This is a genomic window from Hymenobacter nitidus (genome assembly GCF_020447315.1).
Taxonomy (GTDB): domain Bacteria; phylum Bacteroidota; class Bacteroidia; order Cytophagales; family Hymenobacteraceae; genus Hymenobacter; species Hymenobacter nitidus.
The window spans coordinates 142,898-157,971 of record NZ_JAJADQ010000008.1 but is presented as its reverse complement, the minus strand read 5'-3'; the positions used below and the strand labels follow the sequence as shown (position 1 = coordinate 157,971).

At 62.9% G+C, this 15,074-nt stretch carries 9 protein-coding genes; 4 read left to right on the top strand and 5 right to left on the bottom strand.

Going from position 1 to position 15,074, the window contains the following annotated elements:
* Positions 1–5: 5 nt before the first annotated feature.
* Both LGH70_RS15820 and LGH70_RS15815 read right to left on the bottom strand, forming a co-directional pair.
* The gene (locus LGH70_RS15820) at positions 6–1,100 is read right to left on the bottom strand and encodes a cellulase family glycosylhydrolase (RefSeq protein WP_226187493.1); all 1,095 of its coding nucleotides are present in this window, start codon (positions 1,098–1,100) and stop codon (positions 6–8) included.
* Between the two features lie 64 nt (positions 1,101–1,164).
* The gene (locus LGH70_RS15815; protein ID WP_226187491.1) at positions 1,165–2,217 is read right to left on the bottom strand and encodes a LacI family DNA-binding transcriptional regulator; all 1,053 of its coding nucleotides are present in this window, start codon (positions 2,215–2,217) and stop codon (positions 1,165–1,167) included.
* Between the two features lie 392 nt (positions 2,218–2,609).
* Between LGH70_RS15815 and LGH70_RS15810 the strand changes: the two genes are divergently transcribed.
* The 4 genes from LGH70_RS15810 to tkt all read left to right on the top strand — a co-directional run bounded on the left by LGH70_RS15810 (position 2,610) and on the right by tkt (position 9,032).
* A complete protein-coding gene (locus LGH70_RS15810; protein WP_226187489.1) occupies positions 2,610–4,727 on the top strand; it encodes an alpha-L-arabinofuranosidase C-terminal domain-containing protein in 2,118 nt (705 codons plus the stop codon).
* Positions 4,728–4,739: 12 nt separating this feature from the next.
* Positions 4,740–5,747: a glycoside hydrolase family 43 protein gene (locus tag LGH70_RS15805; RefSeq protein ID WP_226187487.1), complete on the top strand. Its 1,008-nt coding sequence runs from the start codon at positions 4,740–4,742 to the stop codon at positions 5,745–5,747.
* A gap of 42 nt (positions 5,748–5,789) precedes the next feature.
* Complete coding sequence (locus tag LGH70_RS15800; RefSeq protein WP_226187485.1) at positions 5,790–6,794, top strand: arabinan endo-1,5-alpha-L-arabinosidase; 1,005 nt, start codon at positions 5,790–5,792, stop codon at positions 6,792–6,794.
* Positions 6,795–6,980: 186 nt separating this feature from the next.
* A complete protein-coding gene (gene tkt, locus LGH70_RS15795) occupies positions 6,981–9,032 on the top strand; it encodes a transketolase (RefSeq protein ID WP_226187480.1) in 2,052 nt (683 codons plus the stop codon).
* 78 nt (positions 9,033–9,110) lie between these two features.
* Here tkt and LGH70_RS15790 read toward each other — a convergent pair whose 3' ends face one another.
* The 3 genes from LGH70_RS15790 to LGH70_RS15780 form a co-directional block, all read right to left on the bottom strand.
* Positions 9,111–11,159, bottom strand: a complete 2,049-nt coding sequence (locus LGH70_RS15790) for a glycoside hydrolase family 127 protein (protein WP_226187478.1) — start codon at positions 11,157–11,159, stop codon at positions 9,111–9,113.
* 40 nt (positions 11,160–11,199) lie between these two features.
* Positions 11,200–13,059, bottom strand: coding sequence for an NPCBM/NEW2 domain-containing protein (locus tag LGH70_RS15785; protein WP_226187476.1), 1,860 nt, complete (start codon positions 13,057–13,059; stop codon positions 11,200–11,202).
* Between the two features lie 100 nt (positions 13,060–13,159).
* Positions 13,160–14,929 carry a family 43 glycosylhydrolase gene (locus LGH70_RS15780; protein WP_226187474.1) on the bottom strand — a complete coding sequence of 590 codons (1,770 nt, stop codon included), beginning with the start codon at positions 14,927–14,929 and terminating at the stop codon, positions 13,160–13,162.
* Positions 14,930–15,074 lie beyond the last annotated feature (145 nt).

Below are 15,074 nucleotides of genomic sequence, written 5' to 3'. Positions count from 1 at the left end.
AACGCTTACTTGCCGTTTAGCTTCCGGATCAGCTCCACCTCGTCCTGCCGGTAGGGCGTACCATCGGGGCGAAACACCTCATGAAACCACTCAGTTGGCTCGCTGCCATCGGCCAGGGGCGTGTCCCAGGCGTACTTGGTGTTGGTTTTGCCCGCCACCAGGCCCCAGTTGATGGCCCCCACGTTTTCGCGCTTGAGCATGGGCATGATGGTGGCAAAGCGGCTGTTGCGGGGCCGGGCCATGTACTCGGTGCAAATGAGCGGGCGGCCGTAGCTTTTGAGCAGCTGCACCACGCGCAGGTGCCAGGCCTCGTCCTCGTAGCTGTGGTAGGTAATGATGTCGGAATTGCGCAGCTGCAGGGCGTTGAGCTCGGCAAAATCCCAGGCCCAGAGGCCCACGCTCAGAGGCTGGTCGGGGTTTACCTCCCGGGCCCAGGCAAACACGTTGCGCACCAGCGGCAGCGAGGCCGTGCGCTTGCCCGAGTTGCCGGGCTCATTGAACAGGTCCCAGAACAGAATGCGCTTATCGTTGCGGAATTCGCGCAGTACGTCCTGCACGTAGGATTTCAGCTGCACAAACGTGGCCGAGTCGCGCGAGGCCGGGTCGCCGGGGTCCTGCACCCAGCCCGAGTTGTGAATACCGGGCTTGGGAGCGGGCTGCGGGCCGGCCTTGGGCTCCTTGTTCCAGCAGTCATCAAAAAACACAAAAATGGTCTGGATGTGGTGCTTGTCACTGATGGCCAGATACTCGTTCAGGCGCTTTTTGAAGCCGCTGGGGTCCTGCTGCCAGGCCAGGCTGTGCAGAAACACGCGCATGGTGTTGAAGCCGATTCCCTCGGCCAGCCCCAGCTCCCGGTCGATGGTGGCGGGGTCGAAGGTAGCGGCCTGCCACATTTCCAGCTGGTTGATGGCCGTGCTGGGTGCGAAGTTGGCCCCGCTAATCCAGGGGTGGGCTTTGTACCAGGCTTGGGCCTTGGCCGCCGGCCACACCTGCGCCGCTGCCACTGCTTGCGCCGAACCCTTTACTTTCACCTTGGCTTTTTGGCCGAAGCCGCCCGTGGCAGCCAGCCACAACCATAGCAGGAGGAGTAGTTTTCTCATACGGGGGAATTTTAGGTAGGCCGAACGGGAACGGAAAGGCGGGCTAGAGCAGCAATAGCGCGGCCTAGGGAATGAAGGTACTGATGCGGCTTTTCTTCGTCGTCAGCTCGGTTTCGGGCTCGCGCACCGAGGAATTGCGCACCACCAGCTCGGGCCGCAAAGCCACCTGCCGGGGGGTGAAGGGCGCCCCGGCGGCGTCGATGACTTCGAGCAGCAGCCGCACGGCGGCCTGCCCCATTTCCTCGCAGCGCTGGTCGATGGTGGTCATGGCGGGCTGGGTGATGACGGTGAATATCTCGTTGCTGAAGCCGCTGATGGCCACGTCCTGCGGCACCTGCAGCCCCTGGCGGTGGGCTTCCTGCATGGCGCCCAGGGCGCTGTAGTCGCCGGCGGCAAATACGGCGTCGGGGGGCTCGGGCAGGGCCAGCAGCTGGCGCATGGCCGCCACGCCCTGCTCCTGGCTCATATCCATGTAGACAATCAGGTTTTCGTCTTCGGGCAGGCCGGCTTCGCGCAGGGCGTCGAGGTAGCCCTGGCGGCGGTTTTTGTAGATGTTCAGGTGCTGAGGCCCGGCCAGGTGGGCAATGCGGCGGCAGCCCTGGCTCAGCAGGTGGCGCGTCGAAACGTAGCCGCCTTCCTGGTCGTCGAGCACTACGGCATTCACGTTGTCGCCCTCCACAATTCGGTCGAAAAACACCAGGGGCAGGCCGCGGCTGCGTACTTTCTCGAAGTGGCGCACGTCGAGCGTGGTGCGCGACAACGACACCAAAATGCCGGCGACCTGGGCGCTGAGCAGAATTTCGAGGTTGCGCCGCTCCTGGGCCACGTCCTCGTTCGACTGGCAGATAATGACGTTGTAGCCCGCCTTGCTGGCCGCCGTTTCGATGCCGTGCACCACCGACGGGAAAAAGCGCCCCTCAATGTAGGGCACAATGATGCCTATCAGCTGACTTTTCCCCTTGCGCAGGGCCGAGGCCAGGCGGTTGGGCTGGTAGTTGTATTTCTTGGCCAGCTTGAGCACCTTCTGCTTCATGGCCGGCCCGATGCTGTGATGGTCACTCAGCGCCCGCGAAATCGTGGTCATGGACACGCCCAGCTCCCGGGCTAGGTCGGCCATGGAAACGGGACTGGTGGTAGTTGGAGCCGGGGCTTGTTTTTTTCGGGGGGCCATAGAGGGAATGCACTACACAATGCTTTGTGTAAAGATAGTATTATCTAATATTCAATGGCACTGCACCGGCCTGAACTATTCTAACAGGCTGATTTCGTACCACAAAAACGAAAGTCACGCCTCCTCTCAATACCCGCGGGAGTAATAATTCGCAGGTTTTTTTGCCGGACTGGCAGAGCATGTTGCGTTTTTCTTATTACTTTACACAATCGATTGTGCCCTAATTCAGACAGACGTTGCTCTCCGCTGAGTCCTGACCGGGGAAAAAACTGCCCGAATTTCGCCGGGGCGCCACCTTTTCTATCCCACCTGCTTCGCTCATTTCATCAACTCTCCACATGTCCACATCCCTTCCCACCCGATTTGCGCAGCTGGCCAGCGGCCTAGCCTTCTGCAGCACGCTTGGCCTGGCCCCGGCCCTGGCCCAAAGCAAGCCCGGCGCGGCCACTACGCTCACGGTGCAGGTCAACAAGCCCGGCGCCCCGATTGCCAAGACGATGTACGGCCTCTTTTTCGAGGACATCAACTTTGCCGCCGACGGGGGCCTGTACCCCGAGCTGGTGAAAAACAAGTCGTTTGAGCTGGATGAGCACCTGCTGGGCTGGCGCGGCATCCGGGGCGCGGCGGCCCTCTCCACCTACACCGTGTCGAGCCAGCAACCCATCAGCAACGCCAACAACCACTTCCTGCGCATGACGGCCGCCACGGCCAGCCCCGATGCCGGCTTCATCAACGAAGGCTTCCGGGGCATGGGCATCAAGCAGGGCGCCGACTACACGTTTTCGGTGTATCTGCGGCGTGGCCCCGGCAGCGTGAGCGGCCTGAACGTGACCCTGGAAGAGGAAGGCCAGCGGGGCGCGGGCCCGGAAGCGGCCGGCTCGGGCAACGTGCTGGCCCAAACCCGGATTACGGGCCTGACGGGCGAGTGGAAAAAGTACAGCGTGGTGCTTAAATCAACCGGCACGGCGCCCCGGGCCCGCCTCAAGCTCACGATGGAAGGCGCCGGTACCCTGGACGTGGATGTGGTGAGCCTGTTTCCGAAAGACACCTGGAACAAGCGCGAAAACGGCCTGCGCACCGATCTGGTGCAGCTGCTCAAGGACATGAACCCTGGCTTTCTGCGCTTTCCCGGCGGCTGCATCGTGGAGGGCCGCAACCTGACCGAGCGCTACCAGTGGAAGGAAACCATCGGCGACGTGGCCTCCCGCGTGCCGCTGGTGAACCGCTGGAACATGGAGTTCAAGCACCGCTCGACGCCCGATTACTACCAGTCGTTTGGCCTGGGCTTCTATGAGTACTTCCAGCTCTCGGAAGACATTGGCGCCGAGCCCGTCCCGATTCTGAATGTGGGCATGGCCTGCCAGTTCAACTCGGCCGAGCTGGCCCCGGTGGCCGGCAGCACGGCTGGCGGCCCCAACGCCCCGGCAGCGTCCCGCGGCCACAACCACGCCGACGACGACCCGACCCTGGAAACCTTTATTCAGGACGCGCTGGACTTGATTGAGTTTGCCAACGGCCCGGCCAGCAGCACCTGGGGCGCCAAGCGCGTGGCCATGGGCCACCCCACGCCCTTCAACCTGAAGTACATCGGCATCGGCAACGAGCAGTGGGGCCCACAGTACCTGGAACGCTACGAGCCGTTTATGAAAGCCGTGAAGGCTAAGTATCCTACCATGAACATCGTGAGCAGCGCCGGCCCCAGCCCCGACGGGGAGCTGTTTGACGCGGCCAGCAAGCGGCTGCGCGAGCTGAAGGCCGAGGTGATTGACGAGCACTACTACGCCAAGCCCGAGTGGTTCCGCCAGAATGTGGGCCGGTACGACAACTACCCCACCACCGGCACCAAGATCTTTGCCGGCGAGTATGCTGCCCAGAGCGTGGCCATCGGCAGCCCCGACAACAAGAACAGCTGGGACTGCGCCATTTCCGAGGCGGCGTTTATGACCGGGCTGGAGCGCAACGCCGACAAGGTGATTATGGCCTCCTACGCCCCGCTGTTTGCCCACGTAGACGCCTGGCAGTGGACGCCCGACATGATCTGGTTTGACAACCTGCGCTCCTACGGCACGCCTAACTACTACGTGCAGAAGATGTACAGCACCAACCCCGGCACCACCATGCTGCCCATGCAGCGCGCCGACAACGCCAAAAACGGCCAGGACAACCTGTTCAGCAGCGCCGTGGCCGACGACAAGACCGGAGAAATCATCGTGAAGCTGGTGAACTACTCGCCCGAAGCCCGCCCCGTGACTATTAACCTGCAGGGCGCCAAAAAGCTGGGCAAGGCCGGCAAGGCCACGGTGCTGGCCAGCAACGACCTGAATGCCGTGAACACCCTGGACCAGCCCCTGAACGTGGCGCCCAAGGACGCGTCGTTCAAAGTGTCGTCGGCCAACGTGACCTACACCCTGGCCCCGCACTCCTTCACGGTGCTGCGTATTCCCGGCAAACGCTAAACCCTGGCCGTCATGAAGATGCAAATTAATTCACGACCCACGGGCCGCTTGCTGCTGGCTGGTCTGCTGCTGGCCTCCGCCCCTGCCCTGGCGCCCTTCGGGGCGCGGGGGCAGGCCCTGCCCGAGCCGGTGGCCGGCAACCCCATCATCAAGGACAAATACACGGCCGACCCCGCCGCTTTGGTGCACAAGGGCACCGTGTACCTGTACGCCGGCCACGATGAAGCCCCGGCCCGGCAGGAGCGCTACGTGATGAACGAGTGGCTCTGCTACTCGTCGCAGGATATGGTGACCTGGAAAGAGCACCCCTCCCCGCTCAACGTGAAGGCCTTTGCCTGGGCCAAGGCCGATGCCTGGGCCTCGCAGGTGATTGAGCGCAACGGCAAGTTCTACTGGTACGCGGCCGTGGAGCACGGCACCATTCCCGGCAAAGCCATTGGCGTAGCTGTGGCCGACAGCCCCACGGGCCCGTTCAAAGACGCCCGCGGCTCGGCCTTGATTACCAACGACATGACCACCGAGGCCAAAATCAGCTGGGACGATATTGACCCCACGGTGATTGTGGACGACAAAGGCCAGGCCTACCTGTACTGGGGCAACACGATCTGCTACTGGGCCAAGCTTAAGGCCAACATGACCGAGCTGGACGGCCCCATCAACAAGGTGACCACGCTGCCCAAGTTTACGGAGGCACCCTGGGTGCACAAGCGCGGCAACTGGTACTACCTGAGCTACGCCTACCAGTTTCCCGAGAAGATTGCCTACGCCATGAGCCGCAGCATCGAGGGGCCGTGGGAGTTTAAGGGCCTGCTGAACGAGGTGGCCGGCAACTCCAACACCAACCACCAGGCCATCATCGACTTCAAGGGCCAGAGCTACTTCATCTACCACAACGGCAGCATCCCGACCGACGGCGGCTCTTTCCGCCGCTCCGTGTGCATCGACAAGCTGGAATACAACAAGGACGGCACGATGAAGCGCGTGGTGATGACCACCGAAGGCGTGAAGGCCGCCAAGTAGTTGAACATCATCCGTCAGCGGCTTAACCCATCTTCCTTGTCTATGTACTTCCTCCGCTTTACTTGCCTCTTGGCGCTGGCCGGGCTGCTGGGTGGCCGGGCCGCTCAGGCCCAGACCACCCCGGCCGCCCCGGCCCCGATACCGGCCCACGACCCGGTGATGATGCGGCAGGATGGCACTTACTACATGTTCTGTACGGGTCCGGGCATAGCGGTGTGGTCGTCGAAGGACCGCCGCAGCTGGACGCGGGAGAAACCCGTGTTTGCTACCGCGCCGGCCTGGGCCGTGCAGGCCGTGCCGGGCTTCAAGAACCACATCTGGGCTCCGGATATTTCCTTCCACAACGGTGTGTACTCGCTGTTTTACTCGGTTTCGGCCTTTGGCAAAAACACTTCCTGCATCGGGCTGGCCACGAATAAAACGCTGAACCCGAACTCGCCCGACTACAAGTGGGTCGACCACGGCCGCGTGGTGCAGTCGGTGCCGGGGCGCGACATGTGGAACGCCATTGACCCCAACCTGATTCGGGACGAGGCCGGTACGCCCTGGCTGTCGTTCGGCTCGTTCTGGGACGGAATCAAATTGGTGAAGCTGCGCCCCGACCTGACGGCCCCGGCCCAGCCCGAGCAGTGGCGCACCGTGGCCCGCCGCCCCCGCGACCCGAAGCTCAACGACTCCCTGCCCGGCGACGGGGCCATCGAAGCGCCGTTCATCTTCCGCAAAAACGGGTTTTACTACCTGTTTACCTCGTTCGACTACTGCTGCCGCGGCCCCCAGAGCACCTACAAGATTATGGTCGGCCGCTCCAAATCCATTACCGGCCCCTACGTCGACCGGGCCGGCGTGGCCCTCGACCAGGGCGGCGGCACCCAGGTGCTGGCCGGCGACAAAAACTGGTATGGACTGGGCCACAACTCGGTCTACACCTTCGACAATAGCGACTACCTCGTGTTTCACGGCTACGACGCAGCCGACAAAGGCCACGCCAAGCTGCGCCTCGAGAAGCTGGGCTGGGATGCGGCGGGTTGGCCGGTGGTACAGCCTTAGCAATCCGTACAGAGTGCATGGCAACACAATCGTTTGTGTCACCTAGTTCCGCCCTGCCTTGCCTGTTCCCCTGACCTTGTGGCTTACCGGCCTTACCATGGTCCATTTCCGCCCGCCAGTCCCGCAACTGAGCCGCTGGCCTGGGTTTGCTTTGCATCTTTTCTCCCCGCTTTATTCCGTCAATTCGTGACCAAGCCAGCCATTTCCCCCGCTGAACTAAGTGTAAACACCATCCGCCTGCTATCGGTGGATATGGTGCAGGCCGCCAACTCGGGCCACCCGGGTTTGCCCATGGGCGCCGCCCCTATGGCCTACGTGCTGTTTTCGCGCTTCCTGCGCTTCAATCCCCAGGACCCGCAGTGGCCCAACCGGGACCGGTTCGTGTTGTCGGCGGGCCACGGCTCGGCCCTGCTCTACAGCCTGCTGCACCTCTATGGCTACGATTTGACGCTGGATGATCTGAAAGCTTTCCGGCAGCTGCACTCCAAAACCCCGGGCCACCCCGAGTCGCACCTGACGCCGGGCGTGGAAGTAACCACCGGGCCGCTGGGCCAGGGCTTCGCCAACGGCGTGGGCATGGCTATGGCGGAGGCCCACTTGGCAGCCGTCTATAACAAAGAAGGCCTCGCGCTGCAGGACCACTACACCTACGCCATCGTCAGCGACGGCGACCTGATGGAAGGCATAGCCGCCGAAGCCGCTTCGCTGGCCGGCCACCTCAAGCTGGGCAAGCTGATTTACCTCTACGACGACAACGACATCTGCCTCGACGGCCCCACCAACCTCTCGTACACCGAGGATGCGCTGGCCCGCTTTGAAGCCTACGGCTGGCACACCCAGCGCGTGACGGATGGCAACGACCTCGACGCCATTGAGGCGGCCATCAAGGCAGCCCAGCAGGAAACCGGACGGCCGTCCATTATTTCGGTGAAAACCATTATTGGCTACGGCAGCCCGCAGGAAGGCACCAGCAAGGTGCACGGCTCGCCCCTGGGCCCCGACAACCTGAAAAAAGCCAAGGAATTCTTCGGCTTCGACCCCGAAGCTACGTTTGTCGTGCCCGAGCAGGTGCGCACCCACCTGGCCGAAGCCGGGCAGCGGGGCGCCCAGCTTCAGGCCGAATGGCAGCAGCAATTAGAGGCGTACCAGCAGAACTATCCGGCAGAGGGAGAGCTGTTCCGGACTTCATTCGCGGGTGAGCTGCCCGCGGGCTGGGACGCCTCGCTGCCCGTTTTTACCCCCGCCGACGGCGCCTTGGCTACCCGCCAGGCCTCCGGCAAGGCCCTTAATGCGTTGAAGCAATCCGTGCCGTTCCTGTTCGGCGGCTCGGCTGATCTGGCCAGCTCCAACGAAATGCCCACCAGCGGCAGTGTCAGCTTCCAGCCTGGCTCCTACCAGCACAACAACATCTGGTTTGGAGTGCGCGAGCACGCCATGGGCGGCGCCATGAATGGCATGGCTCACCACGGCGGGGTGCGCACCTACGGCGGCACCTTCCTCACCTTCTCCGACTACATGCGCGGTGCCATCCGCCTCACGGCCCTTGCCGAGTCGCAGGCTACGTTCGTCTTCACCCACGACAGCATCGGGCTGGGTGAAGATGGCCCCACCCATCAGCCCGTAGAGCACGTGGCGGCCCTGCGCACCATTCCGAACATTGTGGTGCTGCGCCCGGCCGACGCCAACGAAACTGTGGAAGCTTGGCGCGTAGCCATGACCACGCCCAAGTCGCCGGTGGTGCTGATTCTCTCGCGCCAAAAGCTGCCCGTGCTCGACCAGCAGAAGTACGGCTCGGCCCGGGAAGGCGTAGCCAAGGGCGCTTACATTCTGAGCGAGGCCACGGGTGGGCAGCCCCAGCTGATTCTGCTGGCGACGGGCTCGGAAGTGTCACTCGTTATGCAAGCCCAGCAGGTGCTGGAGCAGCAGGGCGTGGCTACCCGCGTCGTGAGCATGCCATCGTGGGAGCTGTTCGAAAAGCAGCCCCGCTCCTACCAGCAGCAGGTATTGCCGCCCACCGTGCGCAAGCGCGTGGCCGTGGAAGCCGGCTCACCGATGGGCTGGCACAAGTACGTTACCGACGAAGGCACCGTCATCGGCATGAACCGCTTCGGGGAGTCGGGGCCGGGCGAGGCGGTGCTGGCGCTGTTTGGCTTCTCGGTCGAGAACGTGGTGAAGCAGGCCCAGCGGGTACTGCAGGGCGAGGCCGCCGAGAGTGAGCAAAAGGAGCTGTTGTCGTAGTCTTCAGCGGCTAACCAGTAACAGTAAAAAGGCCCTGCGGTAGCTACCGCAGGGCCTTTTTGTGGGAAGCGCGGAAGGCTACTTCCCCACCGTTACTTCCGGAGCCTGACGCGAAATCAGGTCCACGTCGGTGAGCTGTTGCGGGAACCAGACGGTCATTTCACCCTTGCCGCGGTTGGCCCAGGCGTAGTACGGAATGGCCGTCAGCGTCTGGCGGGTGGTGCTGATGCTGGTGTTGGCCGCATCGACCTGCACGGCGGGCACGGTGGCCTGCAGCTGCATGATGCCGTTGAGTACCTCGGGCTGAAAGCGGGTGGTGAAGCTGGTAGCGGCCGGCACCAGCAGGTTGGTGGCCTTGCCGTTGTTGTCCTTCCACTCGGCGCAATACACCACCGGACCGCGCTGCAGGGCTACTTTGCCCAGGTTGTCCTGCACTTTGGCGTGGGCCTGCACCTGGCGCACTTCCATGGGCAGCTGCACCTCTACCACGTCGTTTTTGCGCCACTTGCGGGCCAGCACCGCGTAGCCGTTGCGGGTAGTGTAGGTCACCGGCTGGCCGTTTACTTTGATGCTGATTTTCTCCGCGGACGGCGTGGCAAAGCGGTACAAATCCGAGGGCAAAGCCTCGTTGCGGGCCCAGCCGGGCAGGCGCACCAGCAGGTTGAAATCGGTAGTGGCGGCGGGGCTGACGGTGAATTTCAGGTCGCCCTGCCAGGGGTAGTTGTTTTGCTGCACAATGCGTACCGGCTTTTTATTGACCGTCAGATCGGTCGTGCCGCTGATAAACAGGTTGGCGTACACGTCGTTGCCTTTCTGGGCGTACACGTAGCCGGGCAAGGACGGCATCAGGCGGGCCATGTTGGTGGGGCAGCACGAGCAGTCGAACCAGCCGGCCCGGGCGGGCTCGGTCTGGGGGAAGCTGGCGCTGCTCTTAACCTGCATGGCGTTGCTGTAGAAGAAGGATTTGCCGTCGAGGCCCACGCCCGAAATCAGGCCGTTGTAGAGCACTTTCTCCATCACATCGACGTACTTCGCGTGTCCGTGGAGCTGGAACATGCGCTGGTTCCAGTACACGTTGGCCACTGAGGCGCAGGTTTCGTTGTAGGCCGTGGTGTTGGGCAGCTCGTAGTTGCCCCCAAACCGCTCCCCGCCCGGCACCGCACCGGTGCCGCCGGTTACGTAGAGCTTCTTGCTGACCATGTTCTGCCAGATGGAGTCCACGGCGGCCAGCAGCTTTTGGTCACCGGTAAGGGCGGCCACGTCGGCCATGGCCGAGTACAGGTATTCGGCCCGCACGGCGTGGCCAATGGCCTCTTTCTGGTCCACAACGGGCTTATGATCCTGCCAGTACGAGCCGTTGCGCCACGGGTCGGAGCTTTTGGCGTCGTACTGAAACTGGCCCCGCTGGTCGAGGAAGAATTTGGCGGTGCTCAGGTATTCGGGCTTGCCGGTCACGCGGTAGAGCTTCACCAGGCCCATTTCCACGATTTCGTGGCCGGGCGCTACGGCCCGCTTACCGGGACCAAACACGGAGCACACCAAGTCGGCATTTTTCAGGGCGATGTTGAGCAGGCTTTTTTTGCCCGTGGCCTCGTAATGCGCCACCGCGGCCTCGTACAAATGGCCCGAGTTGTAAAGCTCGTGGCTCAGTTCCCGCTCCTTCACCCAGCGCTCGGGCCCGGCCCAGTCGTGGGGGTGGGCCGGGTCGATGGTGCGGGCTGTGTAGAGGTAGCCGTCGGGTTCCTGGGCCGCCCCCACCTTCCGGATCAGCTCATCCATGTACTGGTCCAGCTTCTCGTCGGGGTAAAGCTTGAGCGAGTACGAAGCGCCTTCGATGGTCTTGTAAATGTCGGTGTCGTCGAAGGGGAAGATGGTGGCAAACTTGCCCTGCCGGGCGGCGGCCATTTCGAAGTTCTTGACCCGGTTGGTGGCCTCACAGCGCTGAAACGAGGCCGGAATGGTAACGTCGGTGTTGGTCTTGAGCCGGGGCAGCCAGAAGTTGTCGGCCAGCTTCACCTTGGTAAACGACACGGCCTGAATCGGGTAGTCCGAGCGTTTCACCGCCTGGGCTATACCACTGGTGCTCAGCATGCTGGCTACCACCAGAGAAGAAAGAAAGTGTTTCATAAGAGCTGAAAAAGGAAAGCGCAGGTAGTTGAGGAACAGCTTATTTGGCGGGGACTGTTCCCGCTTTGGAAATTCGGTAGAGCCTGGCACCGTGCCGACGCACATAGGGAGCAAACTCGCCCGTAACCCGACCCAGGGCTTTGCCGGTCCACACATCCTGCACGGTGCAGGCGCCGCGCAGGCCCAGCTGGGCCAGGGTCACGGGCACGCGGGCCGAGTCGGCAGGCATGGGCCGGAACGGATTTTTAGTGTAGACCAGGAACTGCACCGTGCCGCCGGTATTCTGCGCGGCACCGGCATTATCGAGGCCCACCGTAGCCTGAAACCGGGTGAAGCCGGCCGGCAGGTCGTACTCAATCATGGAATTGGCGTGCGTGCCGATGCCCTGCTCGTAGGTGCGGCCCGCCACCAGCAGGTCGGCCCCCGATACGCTCTTGTTAGCCGTGACCTTGCCCCAGCCTGCCGTGGCCATTTTCCACGGAATCGAGCTGAGCGGCACGGTTTGGGGGCCGTTGCGGAGCACGGGGCTGAGCCAATCGGCGTGGTCCCAGGCGATGTCGTCGGCGCCGTCGCGCACGTTCAGGTAAAGCTTGGTGCTGCCGCTGATATCTACGTCCAGGGTTTGGCTGTGGCCGGGCGTCTGGCGGGTAATAACCTTGCTGGCCCAGGCAGCTTCACTCTCGGGCAGCAGTTCCTGGTCCTGGGCGTTGAACAAAGCCAGAAATTTGTCGCCGGTGGCGGGGTCGTCGGCGGTCCAGGCAATCAGGTCGTCCTTGCGGAACAGCTGGCGGTTATTAGTGCTGTTGCGGTGTACGGCCAGCACATTTGTATTAGTCAGCAACGACAGGGTGAAAGCGTCGTTGCTGGGCAAATCACCGCCAAACATGAGCGGGGAGCGGAAAATACTCCACAGGCTCATCAGCGTAATCTGCTCGTCGCGGGTGAAGCGGGTCATCCGATCGTCGCCCCGCTCGGCCCGGATGCCCAGGCGGCCCAGCGGCAGCATGTCGGCATCCGGGAAAGCGCCGGGCTTGATGAACGGCGCCCAGCGGCTGCAAACCGCGAAGTGCTCCTTGAGCTGTTCCCAGGAGTCCCAGAAGTCGCCCACGGTGCGCCACATGTTGGCGTGCTGCTGCACGTGCCGGGCCTGGGCAATGGGCGTTTCGCCCGGCGAGGTGCTCAGCACAATCTTGCGCCCGCACCGGTCAATGGCCCGCCGGATCATCTCCACCTCGGGCTTGTGGTAGGGCGAGGATAGGTCATCGACCTTCACAAAATCAACGCCCCAGTTGGCGTAGAGCTGAAACAGGGAGTTGTAGTATTCCTGGGCGCCGGGCCGGCCGGCCACCACCGTGTACATATCCCGCAGCCAGCCGGCCTGTCCCTCTTGCGAGTAAATATCGGCCGCCGTGGCCTTGCTGCCCAGAATCGGAAGCTGGCGCTGCACGGCCACCACCGGCACGCCGCGCATGATGTGAATGCCGAATTTGAGGCCTTTGGCGTGCATATAATCGGCCAGGGGCTTGAAGCCCTTGCCGCCCGCTGCCGACGGAAACCGGTTCACCGCCGGCACGAAGCGGCCGTACGGGTCGAGGTTAAATTCGGGGTTCTTCTCGTTGTAGCCGTGGGCCGTGTCGTTGCCCACGTACCACCGAATATCGACCACGACATACTCCCAACCACTTTTTCTCAGATATTGGGCCATGTAATCGGCGTTGGCCTTTACTTCGGCTTCCGTGACGGTGGGCCCATAGCAGTCCCAACTGTTCCAGCCCATGGGCGGCGTGGGCGCCCACTGGTGAAAATCAGTTTTGGGCGCGGCCGTTTGCGCCCGGCACGGCACAGCTGTTGCGCTGGCAAGCAGGACAGTTGCGGAAAGCAGACGAGCGAAAAAAGTCATAGCTATTCGTTACGAAACACGCGCGGTGCGTTGCGGAACAATCACGAAGCGCGCAGATGTATACTCCGCAACACCTGCCTGGCGCTCCGCAACACCCCAACTACTGCACGAGCAATTTCTGGGTATACACGCCCTGCAGCGAGCTGACTGTGAGCAGGTAAACTCCGGCTTTCAACTCCGCTTCCACCAGCATTGCGGCCCGCGCGGTGTACGTGCGGGCATACACCTGTCGCCCGCTAAGGTCCGCAAGCGTAACGGTGACTGGCCCGGCCGCCAGCGGCTCGCTCACAGCTACCGTGAAGCGGCCCCGCAACACCGGATTAGGATACACGCTGAATTGCGGGGCCGCAGCAACCGTCCGGGAAGCCAAAGCTCTGGCGGCCGTAGCCGGCGCAACATTCCACTGCTGGCAGGTATTGGCCAGGTAGTCGTACAGGGCCAGCTGCACGCCGGCGGTGCCCGAGCAGGCCGGCACTTCCACCACGCGCCCCCCGTTCACCGACGACAGCACGTAGCTGCCAGCATTGGTCCGCTCTATTTTAAAGCGCTGCCCGGCAATGCCACTGTAGGCGTAGAGCTGCAGCTTAGCCCCGTTAGCAGGGCTGTTATTGACCACGTCGGCCGAAAGCCCCGCGCCCACCGCCGAAGTGATTTTGTACTCGCCGTTGCCATCGGGCGTCAGGTTCCACTGCTGGCAGGTAAGGCCGGAGGCCGTGCCCTGGGCTATGGCCTGGCCCGAAGCACCGGTGCAGCCCCAGGCATCCCACACTTTACCGCTGCTGCGGTTGCTGAGCGTGTAGCGGCCGGCGGCCACCCAGTCGCGGGTGAGGAAGGGCCAGGCGGCCGCGTCCCAGCCCATGTTGCCCACGCTCAGGCGGGCCCGACCGTTCTGACTCGCGTCGTAGTAATGGTGGGTGAAGTAATTGGCGCCGTTTTCCTGGAACAAGCCCACGTGGCCGGGGCCCACATAGTTGCCTTTGGTGGCCAGCAGCGTGGTGCCACCGTTGCGGTTCATATCTACGCCGTTCTTGTCGAGGTAGGGGCCGGTGATGCTGGTGGAGCGGCCCACCTGAATGTAGTAGGTGCTGCTGGCCCCGTTGCAGCAGGCACCCTTATTAACGAACAGGTAGTAGTAGTTGCCGTTGCGCACGATGAAGGGCGCCTCGCTGCCGCTGGTGTTGCGCGTCACGCCGTCGGCGGCCACGTTGCCGGCCAGCCAGCTGAAGCTCGTGCCCGAGCGTTTGCCGGTGGTGCCGTCCAGCCGAATCAGGCCGATGCCTTTAAAAAAGGAGCCGAACGACATCCACAGCCCGCCGCTGGCGTCGGTGATGATGGCCGGGTCAATGGCGTTGTAGGCGCTGCTGGCGTTGCTGGAAATCACCTCGCCCTGGTCGACCCAGTTATAGCCGGGGTTATTGGGGTCCAGCGTGACGTTGGTCGCCAGGCCGATGGCGGAAATGTTCTTGCCGAAGGCGTCAGTCAGAGAATAGTAGAGGTAGTATTTGCCGTTGCGGAAGATGCACTCCGGGGCCCAGTAGTCGCCCTGGAAATTAGGCGCTTTGGCGGCTATCCAGGCGGGGCGGAAGCCGTTGAACACCGTGCGCGGCCCCGATTCCCACTTCACTAGGTCGTAGGAATACATGGCGTAGATGTCGCGGCCGGTGGTGAACACCCAGTACTTGTTGCCGTCCTTGATAATGCTGGACGGGTCGTGGCAGTTGTCGTTGCCCTGCAGGGCCTGGGCGCGCGGACTCAGCCCGATAAGCAGGAGCACCAGGGCCACGTAGCGCAAAGCGCGGCCGGGGTCAGCGCCGAAAAGGTGGCGGCGGGCCTGAAGCCGGGCCGCCGGTAGGGTAAGCGTGTTTTTCATGGTTGTGGGAATTGGGTTGGAGAAACATAGAGCGAGTAGTCGGGAAGCAAAAGCGGGGACGCGAATCCGATTCACGCCCCCGTTTTGGTGGAATAGGCAGAGGCCGGCGGGCTTCTGCGGATGGCTGGTTTTCAGCAGCTCAGAA